Source organism: Lachnoanaerobaculum gingivalis (assembly GCF_003862475.1).
Classification (GTDB): Bacteria; Bacillota; Clostridia; order Lachnospirales; family Lachnospiraceae; genus Lachnoanaerobaculum; species Lachnoanaerobaculum gingivalis.
This window is the reverse complement of sequence record NZ_RRCO01000001.1, coordinates 882,758-904,415: the sequence shown is the minus strand read 5'-3', so window position 1 is coordinate 904,415 and position 21,658 is coordinate 882,758. Positions and strand designations below refer to the sequence as shown.

Annotated in this window: 18 protein-coding genes; all 18 read left to right on the top strand. The window is 38.8% G+C overall.

Features of this window, described 5'->3' with window-relative positions; genetic code table 11:
* Window positions 1–77: 77 nt before the first annotated feature.
* On the top strand, window positions 78–770 hold the full coding sequence (locus EHV10_RS04190; protein ID WP_128673546.1) for an L-ribulose-5-phosphate 4-epimerase: 693 nt from the start codon (window positions 78–80) through the stop codon (window positions 768–770).
* A 7-nt stretch (window positions 771–777) separates the two neighbouring features.
* Entirely contained in the window at window positions 778–2,370 is a 1,593-nt protein-coding gene (locus EHV10_RS04185) for a xylulokinase (RefSeq protein ID WP_128673545.1), read from the top strand.
* Window positions 2,371–3,047: 677 nt separating this feature from the next.
* The gene (locus EHV10_RS04180) at window positions 3,048–4,874 is read left to right on the top strand and encodes a cache domain-containing sensor histidine kinase (protein ID WP_128673544.1); all 1,827 of its coding nucleotides are present in this window, start codon (window positions 3,048–3,050) and stop codon (window positions 4,872–4,874) included.
* The gene (locus EHV10_RS04175; RefSeq protein WP_128673543.1) at window positions 4,867–5,661 is read left to right on the top strand and encodes a response regulator transcription factor; all 795 of its coding nucleotides are present in this window, start codon (window positions 4,867–4,869) and stop codon (window positions 5,659–5,661) included. The genes EHV10_RS04180 and EHV10_RS04175 overlap by 8 nt, the downstream gene beginning before the upstream one ends.
* Before the next feature lie 288 nt (window positions 5,662–5,949).
* Window positions 5,950–7,371, top strand: a complete 1,422-nt coding sequence (locus tag EHV10_RS04170; RefSeq protein WP_128673542.1) for an L-fucose/L-arabinose isomerase family protein — start codon at window positions 5,950–5,952, stop codon at window positions 7,369–7,371.
* Entirely contained in the window at window positions 7,364–8,926 is a 1,563-nt protein-coding gene (locus EHV10_RS04165) for a DUF5060 domain-containing protein (protein ID WP_128673541.1), read from the top strand. The genes EHV10_RS04170 and EHV10_RS04165 overlap by 8 nt, the downstream gene beginning before the upstream one ends.
* Window positions 8,927–8,935: 9 nt before the next feature.
* Window positions 8,936–10,480 carry an FGGY-family carbohydrate kinase gene (locus EHV10_RS04160; protein WP_128673540.1) on the top strand — a complete coding sequence of 515 codons (1,545 nt, stop codon included), beginning with the start codon at window positions 8,936–8,938 and terminating at the stop codon, window positions 10,478–10,480.
* The gene (locus EHV10_RS04155; RefSeq protein ID WP_128673539.1) at window positions 10,477–11,325 is read left to right on the top strand and encodes a class II fructose-bisphosphate aldolase; all 849 of its coding nucleotides are present in this window, start codon (window positions 10,477–10,479) and stop codon (window positions 11,323–11,325) included. Before EHV10_RS04160 ends, EHV10_RS04155 begins: the two co-directional genes overlap by 4 nt.
* 12 nt (window positions 11,326–11,337) lie before the next feature.
* Window positions 11,338–12,369 carry an NAD-dependent epimerase/dehydratase family protein gene (locus EHV10_RS04150; RefSeq protein ID WP_128673538.1) on the top strand — a complete coding sequence of 344 codons (1,032 nt, stop codon included), beginning with the start codon at window positions 11,338–11,340 and terminating at the stop codon, window positions 12,367–12,369.
* Between the two features lie 59 nt (window positions 12,370–12,428).
* Window positions 12,429–13,772, top strand: coding sequence for an aspartate aminotransferase family protein (locus EHV10_RS04145; protein WP_128673537.1), 1,344 nt, complete (start codon window positions 12,429–12,431; stop codon window positions 13,770–13,772).
* A 10-nt stretch (window positions 13,773–13,782) separates the two neighbouring features.
* A complete protein-coding gene (locus EHV10_RS04140; protein ID WP_128673536.1) occupies window positions 13,783–14,724 on the top strand; it encodes a zinc-dependent alcohol dehydrogenase in 942 nt (313 codons plus the stop codon).
* A gap of 12 nt (window positions 14,725–14,736) precedes the next feature.
* Window positions 14,737–16,098: an ABC transporter substrate-binding protein gene (locus EHV10_RS04135; protein WP_128673535.1), complete on the top strand. Its 1,362-nt coding sequence runs from the start codon at window positions 14,737–14,739 to the stop codon at window positions 16,096–16,098.
* A 17-nt stretch (window positions 16,099–16,115) separates the two neighbouring features.
* A complete protein-coding gene (locus EHV10_RS04130; protein ID WP_128673534.1) occupies window positions 16,116–17,006 on the top strand; it encodes a carbohydrate ABC transporter permease in 891 nt (296 codons plus the stop codon).
* A 9-nt stretch (window positions 17,007–17,015) separates the two neighbouring features.
* Entirely contained in the window at window positions 17,016–17,864 is an 849-nt protein-coding gene (locus tag EHV10_RS04125) for a carbohydrate ABC transporter permease (protein ID WP_128673533.1), read from the top strand.
* A 69-nt stretch (window positions 17,865–17,933) separates the two neighbouring features.
* A complete protein-coding gene (locus EHV10_RS04120; protein ID WP_128673532.1) occupies window positions 17,934–18,377 on the top strand; it encodes an RpiB/LacA/LacB family sugar-phosphate isomerase in 444 nt (147 codons plus the stop codon).
* 208 nt (window positions 18,378–18,585) lie between these two features.
* Entirely contained in the window at window positions 18,586–20,190 is a 1,605-nt protein-coding gene (locus tag EHV10_RS04115) for a sensor histidine kinase (protein ID WP_128673531.1), read from the top strand.
* A 14-nt stretch (window positions 20,191–20,204) separates the two neighbouring features.
* Entirely contained in the window at window positions 20,205–20,861 is a 657-nt protein-coding gene (locus EHV10_RS04110; protein ID WP_128673530.1) for a response regulator transcription factor, read from the top strand.
* A gap of 25 nt (window positions 20,862–20,886) precedes the next feature.
* Window positions 20,887–21,651, top strand: coding sequence for a hypothetical protein (locus EHV10_RS04105; protein ID WP_128673529.1), 765 nt, complete (start codon window positions 20,887–20,889; stop codon window positions 21,649–21,651).
* The last annotated feature ends 7 nt before the right edge of the window (window positions 21,652–21,658 follow it).

Sequence of the window (21,658 nt, the reverse complement as noted above, 5' to 3'; positions counted from 1 at the left end):
TTGCTAATAAATACATTAAAAGCTAAAATATTTAGTATAAGAATTCGTAAAATCTATGTATTTATATTAGGAGGAATATGCTGGAAAAACTGAAAAAAGAGGTATATGAGGCAAATATGCTTTTGCCAAAATACAGTCTGGTGACATTTACATGGGGAAATGTATCGGGTATTGATGAAAGCGGAAAATACTTTGTAATAAAGCCCAGTGGAATAGAGTATGACAAACTTACACCTGAGGATATGGTGGTAATGGACCTTGACGGCAACAGTGTGGAAGGAAGATATAATCCTTCATCCGATACAAAGACACATCTTATACTGTATCAAAACTTTAAGGATATAGGTGGAGTTGTACATACTCATTCCCCATATGCAACGGGATTTGCACAGGCAGGAGTGGATATTGCCTGTATGGGTACTACACAATGTGATTATTTCTATGGAGATATTCCATGTATAAGGCATCTCACAAAAGAAGAGCTTTATGAGGATTATGAGCTGAATACAGGTAGAGTAATAGTAGAAACTTTTAAAGAAAGAAATATCGATCCTGTATATATACCGGGATGTATATGCCATAGCCACGGTCCTTTTGCATGGGGAAAGGATGCATATACGGCAGTACATAATGCAGTGGTAATGGAAGAAGTTGCAAAGATGAATTTGTTTGCACTAAGTATAAATCCGGATGCGAAGAAAGCACCGAAATATTTACAGGATAAGCATTTTTTGAGAAAACATGGTAAGAATGCCTATTATGGCAACTAGGGGGAATATGGAAGTAAAAAAGATAATAGAAACCGGAGATATATTCTTAGGAATTGAGTTTGGATCTACAAGAATAAAAGCTGTATTGACTGATGAAAACGGAGAAGTACTGGGTACAGGTATACATGACTGGGAAAACAGTTTCATAGACGGTATTTGGACATATCCGCTTGAGGAGATACTTTCAGGACTTTCAAGCTGTTATGCAAGCATAAAGTCGGATATAAAAGAAAAGTATGGAGTGACTATAAAGCAGATAAAATATATGGGTATAAGTGCCATGATGCATGGATATATGGCATTTGATAAGGATATGAATCTGCTTGCTCCTTTTCAAACTTGGAGAAATTCAAATACCGAAGAAGCTGCAAAGGATTTAAGTGAAAGCTTTAAGTTCAATATTCCGCTCAGATGGACAATAGCACATCTGTATCAGAGAATACTTGATAAAGAAGAGCATGTAGAGAAGCTTAATTTTGTTACAACATTGTCATCATATATTCACTACATGCTTACAGGTGAAAAGAATATAGGTATAGGCGATGCTTCAGGTATATTCCCAATAGATTCATTTGCTATGGATTATGATGCATCAATGCTTAGTATATTTGAAGAAAAAATAGCGGATAATAAATTCCCTTGGAAAATAAGAGATATATTGCCTAAAGTAATGGTAGCAGGAGAGAAGGCAGGTGTACTCACAAAAGAAGGAGCAGCCCTTTTAGATAAAGACGGAGACTTACAAGAGGGAAGTATACTTTGCCCACCTGAGGGCGATGCAGGTACAGGAATGGTAGCAACCAACTCTATTAAAAAAGGTACCGGAAATATGTCTGCAGGTACAAGTATGTTTGCAATGCTTGTACTTGATAAGAAACTTAATGATTACTATGATGAAATAGATATGGTTACTACACCGGACGGATATCCGGTTGCTATGTCACATGCAAATAACGGTACAAGTGATCTGAATGCCTGGGTTGGCCTATTTAGAGAATTTTCAAAGCTTTTCTGTATAAATATTTCAGATGGAGAATTGTTTGAAAAACTCTATACAAATTCATTAAACGGTAGTCCCGACTGTGGAAATCTGATGTCATTCGGATATTTTTCAGGAGAGGGTATTACGAAGCTAAATGAAGGAAGACCACTGTTTTTAAGAAGCCCTAAAAGTGAGTTCAATCTGGCAAACTTTATGAGAGCACATTTATACAGTTCACTTACAGCAGTTAAAGTGGGGCTTGATATCTTAACAGAGAAAGAGAATGTAAAGATAAAGAAAATGATGGGACATGGAGGACTGTTCAAAACAAAAGAAGTTGGACAAAGATATCTCTCTGCCGCTATCAATGCACCTGTAGAAGTGCTTGATACTGCAAGTGAAGGCGGAGCTTGGGGAATTGCATTGCTGGCACTATATTTAATTCATGCCGATAAGTACAAACTGGATGAGTTTTTGTCCGAAAAGATTTTTGACAAAAACACCGGAAGTGAAATTATGGCTGATGAAAAGGATGTGGAAGGATTTAAGACCTTTACACAGAGATATCTGAATGCTGTAGATATTGAAAAGTTGAGCGTGGAAAAATTCGCTGAATAATAAAAATGCAAAGCTCAAATAGTGGAAAAAGTAAATACTTAGATGAACTGATGGTTGTAGCAAATTTTGTTACAGCCACATTATTTTAATAATATGTTATGCTACCCACACTCCTTACAGAATTAGGTATCGAATTGTAGATACTGTTTCAGCTTCGCGTTCTGATGAAGTGGAAGTTGAATTATTGTTAGTATTTGAAGATAAGCATGCGATCGAGGTAAATATCATAAATTCAACATGAACTTTGAAAGTTTTCTCAATATTTCCCATATTAATCACATCTTTAATATTTTCAAATATACCGGTTTTATACTTCTATAACAGTATGCATTTATCAGCAAATTTTCCTGTTATTTTTAATATTATAAATTGATTTATAAAGTCAAAATTAATTCTAGGCTTACTTAAAATAAGTATTAACGGTTCCTGAACTTTTAAGTAATTATAAAAATGCATGAGCAACTATTATAGCAGTAAGTATTGGAACAGGAATTTTCGTTACCACGATATCTCTGGATAAAGTGCTGACAAAGAGTAGGAAGGATGCCACGATGGATATGTGTTCTTATATTATTTAAATATTTTGACATGAATAACTCTAATTTTAGTATAAATTTTATAAGAAATATGATATTTTTAAATTATAAAATATTGACTAAGGAGGGTAGTAGATAAAAATGCATAAAAATAAAACTACATTATTTGAGATTACATGTTCTTTTCTTTTGGTTATCACCTTTTCCAGCCTAGTCCTTGGGGTGTATTGCTTTAATACCTTGGGTCAATATATTAGCCAACAAATTGATTTTTACCAAGAGCAAAATCTAAAGCAAATCGGAAAAACCCTGGACAGCTATGGTGAGAATATTCAAACGACTCAACGTATTCTTACAGGAATGGTAATAGAACAGGAATTATTTCAAAAGGGTACAGGTACCAGAGGGCAAAAGAATGCACTGTATTCCCAGAATATTGAAAATGTATTAAGGAATATACGTAGAACAAGTCCAATTATCAGCAATATTTTCATGGTGTATGAGGGAGGATACTATACATCTGGCAGTTTTTTTTCCAAGGAGACTCTAATACAAAAGCCATGGTATCAGGAGGTGTTTTTATCCGGGGAAAATACGGTTACGGTACAGCGACATAAGGCAGACTATCAAGTGTTTTTTGGTGAGGGTCCTGAGGTTATTTCCTTGGTCAAAAAGATTATAAGTCCCAATGACGCTAAGACCATAATTGGTGTAATCATGGTGGATTTGGATGTTCGTTTATTGGAGGAGACTCTTGGAAGTCATACATTTGATGATGATCATTTGATACTTTTGCGAAACAGTGAAGGAGAAGTTTTGGAAAGTGTCTGTGGAGAAGGAAACTATACGCAGGAGGATATAAAAAAAGTTGTAAAATGTCTGGATAGTGAAACAGGTGTAGAGCAAGGCGGATTTTTGAAAGAATTTTCTTTGTACCGATATGGAGTGGAAAGTTATGATTGGAAGCTTGAGGCTGTGGTTTCTAAGGAAAATTTTAGGAGTCGGTTTTTAATAGCAGGGGGAACCTTTGTGGGGATTACCCTTTTAACATTGATTTTTTCAGCTGCACTTTCCTATTTGTTGGCCAGAAGAATAACCCGCCCCATGCAAAGGCTCTTGACCCATATGGAGGAGTTTTCGAAAGGAGATTTCCATGTTCGAGCAAAAGAGGAGGGGAATAGGGATATTTTGGCTTTATCCAAAGGGTTTAACAAGATGTCCCGGCGTATCAGGCACTTAATGGAAGACTTAAGGATTAAGGAACATGAAAGTGCTAATGCAAGGCTAAGGGAACTACAGGCCCAGATTAATCCTCACTTTCTTTATAATACGCTGGAAACTATTCGCAGTTTGGCTCTTCGAAACGGTGTGGAAAGTATTGCCGATATAGCCAAGTCTATGGCTTTGATTTTTCGTTATTGTATCAACAGCCGAGATGAGGTGGTTACTTTAAGAGAGGAGCTTGCACATGTGAAAAGCTATATTAATATTCAAAAAATACGTTATAAAAACCGATTGCAGGTATCTTTTTATGTGGATGAAGAACTGTTGGATAACTGCATCATTAAGATTTTAGTGCAACCTCTGGTGGAAAATGCTATTTATCATGGTATTGATCAAAAAAGAGAAGGCGGTAAAATTTCCATATTTTGTCACAAATCGCCTGAAGGTGTAGAAATTGCTGTTGAAGATAATGGCATGGGAATGAAACCGGAGGTGTTACACAGTTTACAAAAACAGTTGCATAAGTGTCAGGGTGAGCATTTGGGAGATAGCATAGGACTGAAAAATGTGGATTCAAGGCTGAAGCTTTACTATGGCAGAGAAAGAGGATTGCAAATAGAAAGTGTATACGAACAGGGAACCAGGGTTTCCTTTGATATTCCATTTGTAATGTACAGTGAAGAAAACAGGCGGAAGGAAATGCATAGCGGCAGTATATTTGCAGAAAGGAGGGAAGATGTTTAAAGCTGTTATTGTGGATGATGAGGAAGATATACGTTATTTGATTCGATATTTGGTGGAAAAAAGTAAGCACAAGGTAGAAATTGTGGGGGAGGCTAATGATGCCATGAGCGGCATTGCTCTTTGTGAAAAACTAAAGCCGGAGATCCTTTTTGTAGACATACGTATGCCCGGGATGGAAGGGCTGGAGATGATAGGGAGGATTAAGCAAAGTTTGCCTGATATGCAGTATATTATTATCAGTGGCTATAGCTATTTTTCATATGCACAGGAGGCATTGCACAGAGGAGTTGCTGCGTATTTATTAAAACCTTTGGAGGAGGATTTGTTGGAGGAAGCTCTTAAAAAGGTACAGAGGATTTTGGAGACTAAACAAAAAGAACTTCTGCATCAAAAGAGAATAAATGCAGAGTTAAAAAAGCTTCAAAGTTATTTGGAGACTCCAAGGGATACAGGGAAACAGAAGGAACCCATTCAAAGGGCAATTGAATACATCCGAGAGAATTACTATAGGGATATCACTTTGGAGGAGGTAGCGGGGGTGGTTTTCATGCATCCTACTTATTTTTCAGCATTATTTAAAAAGGAGATGGGGCAAAGTTTTGTGGTATATACCAATGGTCTTAGGATGGAGAAAGCGGGAAGACTTCTATGTGAAGGGGGATTAAGGGCAGTAGAAGTTTCTCATATGCTTGGTTTCAAAGATGTGAGCTATTTTAATCGGGTATTTAAAAAATATTTTGGTAAATCTCCACTTGAATATAAAGAGGGGGAGAAAAAGGAAAGATAAGAGTAATTAAGTTTAGGGCGTCAATATTCTTAAAAATATGAATATTGGCGCCTATTTATAAAATTATGCAAATAGTAATACGAATCTATACGCTATCAAAATATTAACTTGAAAGATGTTAAATTAAAATGAGATTAACAGCATAAAAAAGTACAAATAATCTAAAGAATATTCTATTGTAAATAAGATAGAAAAAAATTAAAGTAAATAATATAGAAATAAGGCATAAGTATTGAGATAAATTTGCCTAGTTTTTCATTTTGGACGTGCTCATTTATAGGAGGAAATATGGAAAAGGAAAGATCAAGGATTCAATTTGGTATTATTGTAAGTAGCAGGAATTTTTTTCCTAAGGAACTCGCAAAAAATGGAAGAGATGCCATTTTGGAAAAAATGAGGGAAAAGGGCTTTGGATGCATTATTTTATCTCCGACAGAAACTCCCTTGGGTGTGGTTGAAACCTACCAAGATGCAAAAAAATGTGCAGAACTTTTTGCAAAACATCGGGAGGAAATTGACGGTATTATAATTGTTTTACCTAATTTCGGGGATGAGGCGGCGGTGACGGAGGCCATAGTTCGCTCAGGGCTTAGGGTACCTGTACTGGTACAGGCCTGTGACGATGAGAAAGATAAGTTGGATCTTTCACATCGCAGGGACTCTTTTTGTGGCAAATTATCCGTATGCAATAATCTTTACCAGAACCGAATTCCATTTACAGATACAACTTACCATACATGCAGCATTGACAGTCGGGAATTTACGCTGGATGTGGAGAATTTTGCCGGAGTCTGTAAAGTGGTGCGGGGGTTAAAAAATCTGAGGGTTGGAGCTATCGGAGCCAGACCGTCAGCCTTTCGTACAGTTAGATATTCGGAAAAGCTTTTGCAGGAAGCGGGTATTACTGTGGAAACCACAGATTTATCGGTTATTTTGGCTTTAGCCGGGGAAAAAATGAAGGATTCCCGAGTTAGGGATGTAATGGAGAGTATCCGCCTCTATGGAAATATGGCTTTTGAAGTCAGTGAGGAAAAGTTACGAAAACAGGCGGGCTTTTTTTTGGCAGTGAAGGATTGGCTGGAAGAGAATGATTGTCAGGCCAGTGCCATTCAGTGCTGGGACTCTTTGGAAAAAAATTATGGGATTGCATCCTGCCTTGCCATGAGCATGATGGGAGAGATGGGAATGCCGAGTGCCTGTGAAATGGATGTTATGGGGGCGGTTAGTATGGCGGCTCTCAATCTGGCTTCAGGGAAGCCTTCAGGATATCTGGACTGGAACAACGGATTTGCAGACAATAGAGATCGGTGTATGATGATTCACTGTGCCAACTATCCAAAAAGTTTTTTGGGTATGGAACCTGAAATCGGTAACTTGGACATACTTTCATTGGCTTTGGGTGAGGAAAATTGCTTTGGAGCATGTAAGGGGGTTATTGTTCCGGGGCCATTTACCTTTGCAAAAATCAGTACAGATGATTTTGAGGGAAGAATTAAAGCCTATGTAGGAGAGGGAGAATTTGTACATGAAGATATTTCCACTCCGGGAGGTCCGGGAGTAGTGGAAATAAAGGGTATGCAAAAGCTTATGAAGTATATTTGTCAAAATGGATTTGAACATCATGTGGCTATGAATCGCTCCCACACAGCAGGAATTTTAAAAGAGGCTCTTGAAAAATATATGGGATGGGAGGTGTATCACCATGAATAAAATGTGGAAAGCGAAAGAAATATCAGAAAAAACACAGGTTATAGAGTATCCGAAAAGTGTAGAAAAATGGGATATTTTTGAAATCACATTGTATTCTCACATTAAATACGAAAATCCTTTCCGTCAGGTATCTCTTTGGGGAGAGTTTAAAAGTAAGGAAACATGTGAAAGGGTGTGGGGATTTTATGATGGGGAAGGAAGATGGAAGATTCGATTTATGCCACAGGAAACAGGCGAATATGCATTTTACATTTTTTCCAATGATCCGAATATGAATGAACATAGCGGAAGCTTCATCTCTTTGCCGGCAGGTGAAAATAATCATGGACCGGTATATCCTAATAAAATCCTACATTTTTCATATGCTGACGGTACACCATTTTTTGTACTTGGAACCACAGCTTACGGTTGGACCTACAGACCTTATGAAATAAGGACAAAAACCTTGGAATCTTTTGAGAAGTATAAATTCAATAAAATCCGAATGTTGTTAACTCCGAAATATTATCAGGGAGAGGATGGAGATGTGGACATTTCTTATGAGCCTGAATGTTACCCTTTTGAAGGAAAACCGGGGAATTTTGATTTTGAGCGCTTTATTCCCGCCTATTTTCAAAACTATGAACGCTGCCTTTCGGATCTTAAAAAACGTGGAATAGAAGCGGATGTGATTTTGTTTCATTTTTATGATTTCGGACATTTTGGTATTGACCGAATGGACGAAGAACAGGCTCTTTTCTATTTGCAGTATGTGGTTCGTCGCTTTAGTGCCTTTAGGAATGTGTGGTGGTCCTTGGCAAATGAGTATGATGTATCTGTGGAAGCAGACAGTGACGGGGGAAGTATGGTACGCACCAGAGTAAATCGAAGAAATTGGGATGTAATAGGGGAATACATTAAGGCTAATGATCCTTATCAGCACCCGCGCTCAATTCACAATTATCCTTCGGGAGAGATTTATCCAAATCGTAGCTGGATGACACATGTATCTTATCAGCATCCGAATACCTACCAACTTTTGATTGATTTGAAAAGGCGTTATCAAAAGCCTGTGGTGAATGATGAATACCAATATGAGGGGAATGTGAAGTATGAGTGGGGTAACAGTACCCCGGAGGAAGTGGTTTTTTCACACTGGCTGTCTTTTATGGCGGGGGGATATGCTACTCATGGAGAGGCTATTAAAATAAAGAATAATCGTGATATTTTCTGGACCTATGGGGGGGAGATTACAGGGGAAAGTGCAAAGAGAATTCGATTTTTAAAAGAGATTGCTTTGGGATGCTCTTTTCAGGAGATGAAGCCGGATTGGAGAAACACCGACGGTATAAATTACTTTTCGATTTCAAAAGAAGATATGGAGTACCTTTTGTTTTTCGGTACAGATATGCCCCGTAAAAGAATCTATCCGGGGAATGCCAAAACCGGCTTTTATAATTATCGTGTGGAAGTGTTTGATGTCTGGAATTGTAAAAAAATACAGGAGTATGAAATTCATAAACAAACAGCGTTTGTTCCTGCCAAGTGGAAGGCGGTGAAACTTACGGCAATATAAGGAGGAAGTATGGCAAAATATCTGGCGGGACTTGATTATGGCACCGGAGGTGCCAAGGCTTGTATCATTGATGAGGAGGCAAGGGTTCTCTCCTATGCCTATCGTGAGTATCCAATAATAGTGGAGCATCCCGGTTGGTCAGAGCATGACCCCTTAGTTTATTGGGAAGCGGCTTGTGAACTTTTAAAAGAATGTATTCAAAAGGCAAAAGTAGTTCCAAAGGAGATTGTGGCAATTGCTGTCTCCTCCGCCCTACCCTGTTTGGTGATGCTTGATGAAAAGGGAGCACCTATTCAAAAAGCTTATAATCTTATGGATAAAAGGGCGTGGATGGAAGCAAAGGAATTGATGGAAAATCCCGGAAAAGAGCAGATATTTGCCCTTTCGGGTAATCGACTGGAGGATCATCCTTCTATTGTAAACCTTCTGTGGGAAAAGAAAAACCGTCCTGAGGATTTCGCCCGAATTAAAAAAGTAAATACTATTGACGGATACATCCGTTATAAGTTGTGTGGAAGTCATACAACAAATCATTCCTGTGGAGTATTTTTAGGGGGATATAATATTAGAAAAAACAGTTTTGATAGGACACTTCTGTTAAATCTGGGTATTAATCCGGATTGGATGCCGGAAATCTATGGCTGTGAGGATATTGTGGGAGAGGTGAATAAAACAGCAGCCAAGGACACGGGTTTATCACCGGGAACTTTGGTTAGTGCCGGACAATGCGATTTTAATGCGGGCTGTATTGGAGCGGGACTTTTCAGAGAGGGAGATATAAATATGAATTTGGGAACTTGCGGTAATTTTGGAGTTATTCACAAGGACAGCAACTTTCTGGACACAATGCTGGCCTGTGCCTTTACAGCAAATTCCAATAATACATATATTACCATTCCAACCACTACCACAGGTGGAGGAGCCATTCGCTATTTGAGAGATTTCTTCGGGGATGCAGAAAAATCATTGGAAAAGCTCACAGGAATGAGTGCTTACACAATGATGGATATGGAAGGAGAAAGAATTTCACCGGGTAGCGAGGGGCTACTCATACTTCCATATCTTATGGGAGAACGAACCCCGCTATGGAACAGCGAGGCCAGAGGGGTAGTATTCGGTATGTCTTTTCACCATACCAAGGGGCATATGATAAGGGCTATGATGGAGGGTGTGGCATATGCTTTGTACTCATCTTTTCTTTTAATGAAGGAATCGGGAAAAACTATGGGAAATTGCATTATTTTTAATGAGGGAGGAGCATCCAGCAGACTATGGAGAAAAATAATCACTGATGTGTTTGCAGTTCCAACCGCCATGGTGGAAAACCGGGTGGGAGCTCCTTACGGTGATGCAATTCTTGCGGGAGTGGCAGCAGGTGTATTTCCGGATTATCAGATTGCTAAAGATAAGGCAAACTACATTGATCCCATTGAACCGAATGAAAAGAATCACCAAATTTATATGGAGTATTACAGGTTGTTTGAAAAGCTCTACGGTGATGTTAAGGATGATTTTTCTATTTTAGCAAGGATTGTGAAAGGAGGAAAACTATGATAGTGCCACTTGCAGCAATGCAAAAGGAGGCTAGGAAAAAAGGATATGCGGTGCCACATTTTCTTGGGGCAAATTTTGAAATGACACTGGCTGCCATAGAGGCTGCTAAAGAGTGTGGATCACCCTTGGCTTTGGGATTTGCTCCGGAGGTATTTGCCATGATTCCACTTGAGTATGCAGTGCCTATGTTACGGGAAGCTGCAGATAGAGCCACTGTGCCCGTGTCCATTCAGCTGGAGCATGGAAAAGGGTATGAAATATTGGCAAGAGCCATTTCTTTGGGAATACAGTCCGTGATGTTTGACGGATCCCATTTGCCTGTGGAGGAAAATATACAAAAAACCAAGGAAATTGTAAAAATGGCACATGCTTTTGGTTGCGATGTGGAGGCTGAGCTGGGTTATGTGGGAGGTTCCGCTCTTTGTGATATTGAGAGCGAAGAAAGTCGGGAAACAGATCCTGAAATTGTGCTTGAGTTTATTCAACAAAGTGAGGTGGATTCCCTTGCTATTTCCTTTGGTAATGTTCATGGAAGGTATAGGGGAGAAGCAAAACTAAACTATGCATTGGTGGAAAAAATAGCGGGGATGACGGAAGTTCCCCTGACTATGCATGGAGGATCAGGTCTTACAAAAGAACAGTATAAAAAAAGTATTGAGGCAGGAATCAGTAATATACACTTTTATACTAATATTACTTTAGGATTGTGGAGGAGTTTGGAAGAACTTGCAAAAAAAAGAAACGGTCAGCCGGTGTATCATGAAATCTGTGGTGCTACCATTGCCTATTTTAAAAAAGAAATTCTAAATATTATGGAGATTTGTAAAAGTGCCGGAAAGGCATAAGTAGAGGAGAATATGAAAAATGTATTAATTTTAGGGGGACCGGGGAATATCTCCGAATCTACCATTCGTTATTTTTTAGAAAAAAAAGTACCTGTGGGTGTATTGACCCATGCTACCACCGACCTTTTAGGGTTGGATGGAAAGATTTCCGTTTTTAGGGGAGACCGAAATGATATAGAGGATTTGATGAGGGTATACAGGGAATTTGATCCTGAGGTTATCATTGATTTTTGTTGCTTTGAGCCATTTCAAGCTAAAGTGGCTGTGGAGGCGGTGAAGCAGATGCACTGTGCCAGATATATCTTTGTGAGTACGGTGGATGTGTACGGATATCCTCTAAATCGTCTTCCGATGCGAGAATCGGATCCTTGGGGAGAACCGAACTGTCTGTATGCAAAGAACAAAAAAGAATGTGAACAGATTTTTAAGGAGGGATTTGCCGATACATCCATCTCCTTAACAATTGCCAGACCTGCCTATTCAATGGGAAAAACCTTTGCACTGTCTGCTTTTGAGAGAAACAGGGGTAAACATATTGTGGCAAGAATCCGAGAGGGTAAGCCGGTGTATGTTCCGGGAGACGGAAATGCCCTTTTGCAAACCGGATCAGCCTATAATACAGGGCTGATGATTGCCCGCATTGCAGAAAATGATAATTGTAAAGATCAGGATTATACATGCGGACATGATCGTTTGAATACCCAAGATGAATATATTAAGGCCTTTGCAAATGTTTTGGGAATGCCTGTAAAAATCGTGCACATTCCAACGGATTTTATGTACAGTCTGGAAAGAAAAGAGGTGGAAGACAGTATTTTAAAGGATTTGTCCATCCATAATATTTACTTCTCTGTGGACAAATTTAAACAGGAATTTCCGGATTTTGTATGGGAGTATTCCATGGAGGATGCTGCAAGAGCTTTTATTGAACATCAGGATAAAATCGGTACCTTTGATAAGCCGCTTGAGGAGCAGTTTGAGGATAAAGTATTAGAAAAATGGGAAAAGGCCATGGAGGCTTTGAGGCAGGAAATTGACTTTTAGAAAAATACGACGCAGTTCGTAATGTTTTTTATAGAAAATTGATATTAACAGGAGGATGTATGGATAAAACTTTAGAAAGAGCATGGAATTTGACGCCTGCACAAAGGGAAGAATATGCTAAGTATTTGATGCCGGCTTACCGTAAGCAAGGGGGCTTTCCTTTAAAGGGAGCTAAGGGGATTTATTTGGAAGCTCAGGACGGCAGGAGGTACATGGACTTTACCTCGGAAATGTTTGCCTGTATTTTGGGATTTGGAAATGAGGAAATCGCCGAGGTAATTTATGAGCAGGCAAAGGGGCTTACCATTGTAGCTCCTTTGCATCAAACAGATCTTCGTTACAGTCTGTGTCATAAAATCGCTCAGATTGCTCCTGAGAATATGGATCGCATGTCGTTTACCGTAGGGGGAGGTCCTGCCATTGAATCTGCTATGAAGATCGCTTTAAAAAATGTACCCGGTTCCAGAAATTTTGTCAGTCTTCAGGGAGGATATCATGGTACCACTTTTGGTGCAGCCAATGCCACATTCCTAACAAGCAGGTTGCATGAGTGGGGGGAAGCCAATCCGGAATTGTTTCATTTTGCAGGTGTACTTTCCAATAATTGCATTCGTGTGCCTCGTCCCTATCCATATCGCTCTCCATTTTCAGGTAGCGAAGAAGAAATGGCAGAGTACTATGCAAATATGGTAAGAGACACTATTCTCAATGGAGTGCCGGGACCAACCGCAGGAGTGATTGTGGAGCCGGTACAGTCTGCAGGAGGACAGATTGAATTTTCTAAATTATATCTGCAAAAGCTACGTAAGATCTGTGACGAGATGGGAACATTACTGATTTTTGATGAATTTCAAACATATTGTCGCACAAATCGTTTCTTTGCAGCTCAGTACTATGATGTGGAGCCGGATATTATCACCTTTGCCAAGGGACTTGGGGGAGGCATCCCTGCAGCCGGTATTTTGATCCACAAAAGACTGCGAGGATTTGAAAACCTTATGGAGGATATGCAGACTTTCCAAAACAACCACATTGCCTATGCGGCTGCCTTAAAAACCATTGAGATAATTGAGCGTGATCATCTTTTAGAAAATGTGGAGACGGTGGGTGCTGCTATTAAAGACAGACTGAAAATTATGCAGGAAAGGTACCCGGAAATTGGAGATATTCGTGGTCCGGGACTGGCTATCGGTGTGGAGATGGTAAAGAACCCTGAGAGTAAGGAGCCTCTTTCCAATGAAACTATGCAAGAACTTTTTCAGGCAGCCATCAAGCAGGGACTGTTTTATCAGTTGGCTGAAAATGTAATTAAATTAAAGCCGCCTATTGTGATTACCTTAGAGGAAGCAAATACCGCCATGGATATGCTTGAGGCTTCATTTGAGGCTGTGCTGCGCAAGTAAAAGGAGGAGTATGAAGGCGATTGTAAAATACGGACAGGCAGCCGGAGAGGTGGCACTTAGGGAAATCCCTGAGCCTGTTTGTGGGAAAAAAGAGGTAAAGATTGAGGTTAAAGCCTGTGCCATTTGTGCTACAGATTTGCACATTCTGGAGGGAAGTTATCCCTGGGATGTGGGAAAAGTTCTGGGGCATGAATTTTCTGGGATAATCCGTGAGGTAGGAGCAGAGGTGACGGGCTTTAAGCCGGGTGACAGGGTGGCCTCCTGTATGGAAGGGGGATTCGGAAAATATTGCGTAAAAGCTTTTGATGACTGGATATTTCACATTCCTGATTCCATCTCATTTGAGGAGGCGGCTCTTTTGGAGCCACTATGTTCTGCAGCCAACAGTGTTGTAAATAAATCCCGAATTTTGCCCGGAGATGTAGTTTTAATCGAAGGCCCGGGAGCTATAGGTCTGTTTGCAATGCAGATAGCAAAGCTTTCCGGAGCTATAACGATTCTGACAGGAATTACAAAGGATGGAGGCAGGATGCAACTCGCAAAGGAGTTGGGCTGTGACTATACTTTGGATGTACAAAGAGAAAATCTTCAGGAACTTGTTATGAATTTGACGCAGGGACGTGGGGTAGATACTGTGATTGAATGTACAGGCAGTCAAGCCGGACTGGATACAGGATTGGCACTTTTAAAGACTGCGGGACAGCTCACACAAGTGGGAGTGTTTGGAAAGCATCCTCAGATAGATTTGGGGAGGGTGGTATATCACAGTCAGAAAATTATTGGAAGCATTGCCTTTGACAGAGAAACATGGAGGCGATGTATTGATCTTTTAGATAGAAAACAAGTGCATGTACAGGAAATTATTTCACATACTTTTCCTTTAGAGGAGTGGGAAAAGGGATTTGAAGTTACAAAAAATCAAGAGGGATTGCGTGTTTTGTTAATTCCCTAAAGGAGGAAATTTATGGCTTTACAGATAAAAAAAAGAAATATCTTTTTAACCTTTACATTATGCTTTGCAATGCTTGGAACGGCTTGCGGTGCTAAAACAAATGGAAGTTCTGTGACAGGAGCCGGTGGCGAGGGAGCAGCCGGGAGCAGTCAGCCTGTAACTATTCGTTTCGCACATGGTTGGTCTCCATCAGGTGATACTGCGGTGGGCGCAAAGTTTGTGACAGATTTTGCTCAGTCTCATAAGGACAGTATAAATCTGGTAGAAGAGGTTGTGGCAGGTGATGAGATGCTCACAAAAATAAAGGTAGATATTGCAGGAGATAATTTGCCGGATGCCTGGATGTACTGGGGCTCTATGGCAGACAGCGGAAATTTAATCAAGTCGGGACTTTTGGCAGATGTGGGAGAGTACTTTAAAGAGTCGGAAAAAGTAAACCAAAGTGATTATCCTGACGCAATGTTTGATTCATTCAGGTTTAACGGAAAGATTTACGGAATTCCGACTGAGTCCTATGTAGGATTTTGGTTCTGTAATAAGGAATTATTTGAAAAGTACAATTTGGAGTATCCCACTACCTATGAGGAACTGTTGGAAGTTTCCAAGGTGTTTAATGAAAACGGAATTGTACCTTTGGCTATGGGCTCAAAGGCCGGAAATCCAGCCCACTTTTTCTTTAGCGAACTGTTCTGTCAATATGCCGGGGCAGAAGAAAAATTTTCGGAGTTGACCAATGACTGGAAAGTAGACAATGAAAACTTCCGCAAGGTGGCAGAGCTGATTGTAGATATGAAAAAGAACAATGTATTTCCTGCAGATACGGTGGCAAACGGAGACTGGGGACCAAGCTTTGCTCTGTATGATGAGGGAAAGGCCGCTATGGTATACACTATGACCTGGCAGCTTAAAGCCTTAAGCCCGGAAACTGAGGCAAAAACGGTGCAAATCAATGCCCCGAAGATGCCGGGCAGTACAGTGGATCCTGCAAGCTTTGTCAGCAGCAACAGTACCTATGGTTTGGTATTTAATGCTAAATCTTTTGCAGATCCAGCGAAGAGAAAAGCCCTCATTGAGCTGGGAGATATGTTTACATCCAATGAATGGGTGGAAACTATGTTTTATGAAACCGGCACATTAAATGCCAAGGATATTACAATTGATCCAAATAAAGTACAAATGCCTATTTTATTTTCAGTGATTGAAAATGCCAAGGGAAAGGAGAAAATGTCCTGCCACTGGTTGGCATATCCAGATGGAGAGCCTTTTAGTTATTTCATGGAAAAGCTGGATGAGCTGTTTGCAGGCTCCATGTCACCGGAAGAGTTTAGTGAAGGCTGTCAAAAAGCATTAGATGAGGCAAAAGAAGACAGGTAAGGGGAGATGGGCCGATTATGTATGCTAAACAGACAAAAAAAAGAAATACATTGATATCTGCCGCCTTTCTTTCCCCTGCAATGGTATTATACTTGGGTTTTGTAATTTTGCCCATTGCCATGTCAATATACTATTCCCTAACTAAATGGTCAGGGGCAGGAATGCCGGAATTTATCGGACTGAGAAATTTTCAAAGGATTTTTAAAAATAAAGATTACTGGATCTGCTTTGGGAATACTGTGCAGTGCATTCTGTTTTCCTTGGCATTGCAATTGCCTTTAGGACTGGTTTTTGCCTATTTATTAAGTCGTACCAAGATGTTTTACAGATTTTTTCGCTCTATTTACTTCCTACCGGCAGTAATTTCACCTACTGCCATCGGCACAATGTTTTTGATATTTTTAAATGGGGATTTCGGGCCTTTTAATCTGATGTTAAAAAATCTGGGGCTACATGGTCTTACAAGAAACTGGCTCTCGGATTCCGGTACTGTGCTTTATGCAGTGATGTTTCCCATGATTTGGCAGTATATCGGCCACTATATCATTATATTTTTAGCGGGGATACAGTCTATCCCCGAAGATATTTTGGAAAGTGCCAGAATGGATGGAGCCAATTCTTTCCAGATTTTTTTAAAAATTGTAATTCCAATGCTGAAAAGTCTCATTGGAGTGTGTGTTGTTTTGTGCTTTACAGGAAGTGTTAAGGCATTTGACCAAGCTTATGTTATGACAGGAGGAGGTCCCGGGGTAAAATCCTCTTATCTTGCTATACGCATGTATGAGAGAGCCTTTACCGACAATAAGCTGGGTGAGGGTACAGCCATCGCTATTACAATGTTGGTATTTTCTCTTTTGTTTACCATTGTTTTTAATAAAATCAATAGAAGTGAAGGTCTTGAATATTAGGAGAACAATATGAAAACAGTAGAACAGTATAAAAAAAGAGTAGCTTTTCATCCTGTTACAGCTTTAAAATATCTGGCTTTAACCTTAGTAGGGTTTAGTTGTATTCTACCCTTTGTTTGGGTAGCACTTAGCTCTGTAAAACCGGATAGGGAAATATATAGCAATTCATTTGGTTTGCCTAAGGTATGGGTTTGGAGCAATTATAAAGATGCATGGAAAGGTGCACAGGTGGCTACCAGTTTTTTAAACAGTATTTTTTATTCCTTTACATCTGTAGCTCTTTTGATTTTAGTGGCTGCTATGGCATCCTATATTCTTGCCAGGGTGTGGACGAGCAAAATCCTATATAACTTTTTTGCTTTGGGCATTATGATTCCTATCCATGCAGTAATCATTCCGATGCTGATGATTCTTAGAAGACTTGGGTTGGTAAATACCAGACTTGGAATTATTCTTGCATATACTGTGGCAGAGCTTTCTTTCAGTATTTTCATTTTGGTGGCTTTTATGAAAACTATACCAAGAGAAATTGAGGAAGCGGCTCAAATTGATGGGAGTTCAAGACTACGTACCTTTTTCCAAATCATATTGCCTATCTCAAAGCCGGGGCTTGCCACCATTGGAACTTTTGCCTTCATTAACTCATGGAATGATCTTTTATTGGCTTTGGTGATTACATCCGGTCCTAAGCTAAGCACTTTGAATTTGGCATGTTTTAATCTTCGAGGGTTGTATGTACAGCACTACGGACTTATTACTGCCGGGCTGATGATTATGATGATTCCGGTGATTGTAATTTACATTTTCTTTCAGGAACAGTTGGTAAAAGGAATCACAGCAGGGGCGGTAAAAAGCTAAGGGGGTATAAAAATCGCTCAAATTAAAGGGTTTGGGCGGTTTTTATAATTGACTTTGAAGGAGGCATAGATGATGAAAATAGCGATAGGTTCAGATCCAAATGCAGTTGAAGAGAAATATAGATTAATAGAATTTATAAAAAAGAGCTATTTGGGTGAAGTTACAGATTTTGGAAGTGATGATGCAATATATGCAAATGTTGCGATAGAGGTGGCAAAGCAGGTTTCTGATAAGAATTTTGACAGAGGTATACTGCTATGTGGTACGGGACTTGGAATGTCCATTGCTGCCAATAAAGTAAAGGGAGCATATGCTGCGTTGATTTCGGATATTTATTCTGCTAAAAGAGCTGTATTGAGTAATAATGCAAATATAGCCTGTGTTGGAGCGTTTACAATTGGTGATAAACTTAGAGAAGAGTTGATATATGCATTTCTTACAAATGAATTTGATGAAGGAAGCCCTTCTAAAGAGAAGGTGGATGCATTTGTTTCATATGATATGAACAGATAAAATATAAAAAAGAGTTCCAAGATTTTTAAAAAATCTCAGAGCTCTTTTTTATTATACAAACTATTAGATATGTGACTATTACTAAAAAAAGTTTTGGTAGATATATGCGTTATAGTGATATATAATAAGAAAGTAATAGAAAGTTTAAATAATAAATTAAATAAATTTTAATAGACGGCGTTAGGGGCTGTGCAGGGGAACGGTTTAGATGGGTGGAAGAGAATGCTCCACATATATAAATATAAATGTATTGTGGAGAATAGTAGCTTTTGTAATATCAACAGTATTTTATATTTTGGTTTCGGTATATAACAAAGAGAATATAAACCTGATTATTTTTTTGGGAATGTCGATATCCTGTGCATTAAGTTGCTGGTTGTATAAAAAGGCATGTGAGAATAGAATGCACTTTAGAATTATGTTCAGTTTGGAAGTATTTGCCTATGGGATATTTATATTTCTTAGCGGAGGATGCTACAGCCCGTATTTGTGGTATGAAGTCAACTGTATTTTATTGATGGTTGCTTTAGATAAAAATATAACTGTGACATTTATTGCCTGTATCTGGTGTTTATTTTGTGCCATAGCCGGAAAGAGTATAGAAAATTCGTCTTATCAGGATATCAATATTATTTTGGGCATGGGTATGCTTATGTGTGAGTTTTATATAATTCGTTATTATGTAGCATACATAGGAAAGCAAAATGAAGAACTTGAAAGCTTGAATACGGAGTTGAATAAAGAAAAGGAACTCAGTAACTATGCCTTTGTAATGTTGACGGAGCTGAGTGAGAGCTTTGGACTTTTTGCAATGACAGATCCGAAAAAAATCATGGAAAAGTTGTCAATGTTGCTTAGAAATAACAATTTGTATCGGGAATTTGTGCTTGTAAAATTTGAACGTGATGATTTTCCTGAGATTGTAGAGAGCTGTGGTATTGAAAAAGATATATATGATGACATATCGGAAAAGATAAAGTTTCAAGATGAAGATTCCGACAATAGTGAGAATTCCGAAATATTAAAAATAGAGTCGTCCGGTAATATTTATGAATTAATAAAAATAGGAGAGTCTGATTATCTAAGCGGTATTTTGATAAGGCGTTCATCGGAGTTGCATGATGACGGAAAAGATTTTTATTTACAGCTGATAAAGACGGTATTCAATAATCTGGATACATATGCCCAAATAGAAAGGTATGTAGCTGTAGAGGAACAAAATCGTATTGCAAATGAAATACATGATACAGTAATACAGAAACTTTTCGGCATTACCTGTAATCTTGCGGTATTGGAAAGTAAGGTAAAGGCGGATATAGAAAAAAAAGATATTATAGAGTCCATACATATACTGAAAAAATCTGCAGAGAGTACTATGGCGGAGCTTAGAGAAAGTATCTACGGAAAAAGATTTAAGGATAATATAAATACATTTATACATGCAGTATACGCATATATGGAGGAACTGGAAAGGCTTAATGATGTAAGGATAAATTTAAATTTGGACGAAGAAGCGGATTATATAACGATAGCACAAAAGATAGCTCTATACAGAGTTGCATGTGAGGCTGTGAATAATGCTATAAAACATGGTAAGTCAAAAAATATAAATATCGAATTGAAAATGCAATCAGATACTGTAGAGCTTTTGATAGAAGATGACGGAACGGGTTTTTCAAGAGAGGATAAAAACTTCTCCGAAGGTAACGGATTGAGAAATATGCGAAATATAGCAGTTTTATTAAAGGGATACTTGAGTGTTGTATATGACGATAAAAAAGGCGTTAGAGTTAAACTTAGTTTGCCGAGATAACAGGAGGACGGAATATGGTACTTGTTTTAGACGATCACCCTATTGCGAGACAGGGTCTTGAATCAATTATTAAGCTTCATAAGCCTGAGGAGGAAACTCTACAGGCGGGCACTGTCGGTGAAGCCATCGATTTGGTAGAGCATAAGCCGGTAGATATGGCATTTGTAGATCTACATTTACATAATGAGAGCGGATTTGAGTTTTTGGAGTGGGTACAAAGACATGATAAAGCTATAAAGACATTTGTAATAACTTCATCTTCAAGTGAAAGTGACTTTGTAAAGGCAAAAAATCTAGGAATAGATGCGTATGTATTAAAAGATGCGTTTATAGACGATATTATGTATAGTCTTAAAGTTGTCGATAGGGGAGGAAAGTTCTACTCTTCAGATCTGGTTGACAATATGGGAAGTTTTACGGAAGAAGAAAAAAAGATAGAAGCTCTGACAAAAAGAGAATTGGAAGTCGCTCTGCTTTTAAGAGAGGGCTATACAAATGCAAAAATTGCAGAAGATTTGTTTGTATCTGAAGGTACCGTAAAAAAACATATATCAAATATATTCGGTAAGCTTGATATGTACAGCAGAACGGAAGTATTGGTATTTGTTGAAAGAAATATTGAAAAATTTGAACTGGCATTCAATTCGGCTGACACAAGCCGTAATTTATAAAAATCATATATAGGATAGGAGAGTTATGTACAGTAATAGAAAGTTTTTAAAGAAACCGTTTGTTTTTTTGATTTTATTTTTTGGGTTGGCGGCAATAGGCGGAGCTTATTCAAGCTGGCATTTTGCTTTATCGGCAGAAATGAAGATGACGAGCGGAGTTATGGACATATTATTTGCCGGAAATTCCGATGAGAAGTATTCGGTGTACCTTACAGATGAAAGCGGAAATAATGAAACTTTGATAGATGCCGAATTCATTACAACAGATAAGGAAGTTGAGGTTACATTTACTGAGGGTTTACCTATAAATTCATTACTTGAGGGAAAGCTCTTGAGATTGGATTTCCCTCTTACAACATCACAGGACAGTACCGTAAATAAATTAAATTATACAAAGCTTGATATGACAAAGACAGGAGAGGACTTGGAGTTGAAAGCGGATAAGGCTTTGCTTGTATATGAAGGAGCGGCATATTCTCTTGGAGAAGGTGAGGCTGCTTTTATGGAACCCTTGCAGTTTGAAGTATATAAGACTTTGAGCGAAGACGGAAAAGATGAGTTTGGCGGACAGATTTATCTAAAACTCAAGGCGGAAAGTTTGAAAAAAATACTTGAACTGCCTGTAAGTTTCAGTATGGACAGTGAGAAAATGCAGGAAAGTATAGATCTCGATTTTAATGAGGGAAATCTTGTGGCTGCCGTCGGAAACGGTGTAGTGGTGACATATTCCTGTGAGATACCTTTTGATGTATTCCAGGGAGGATCTAAAGCGCAGGATGGAGATAAATAGGAGACGG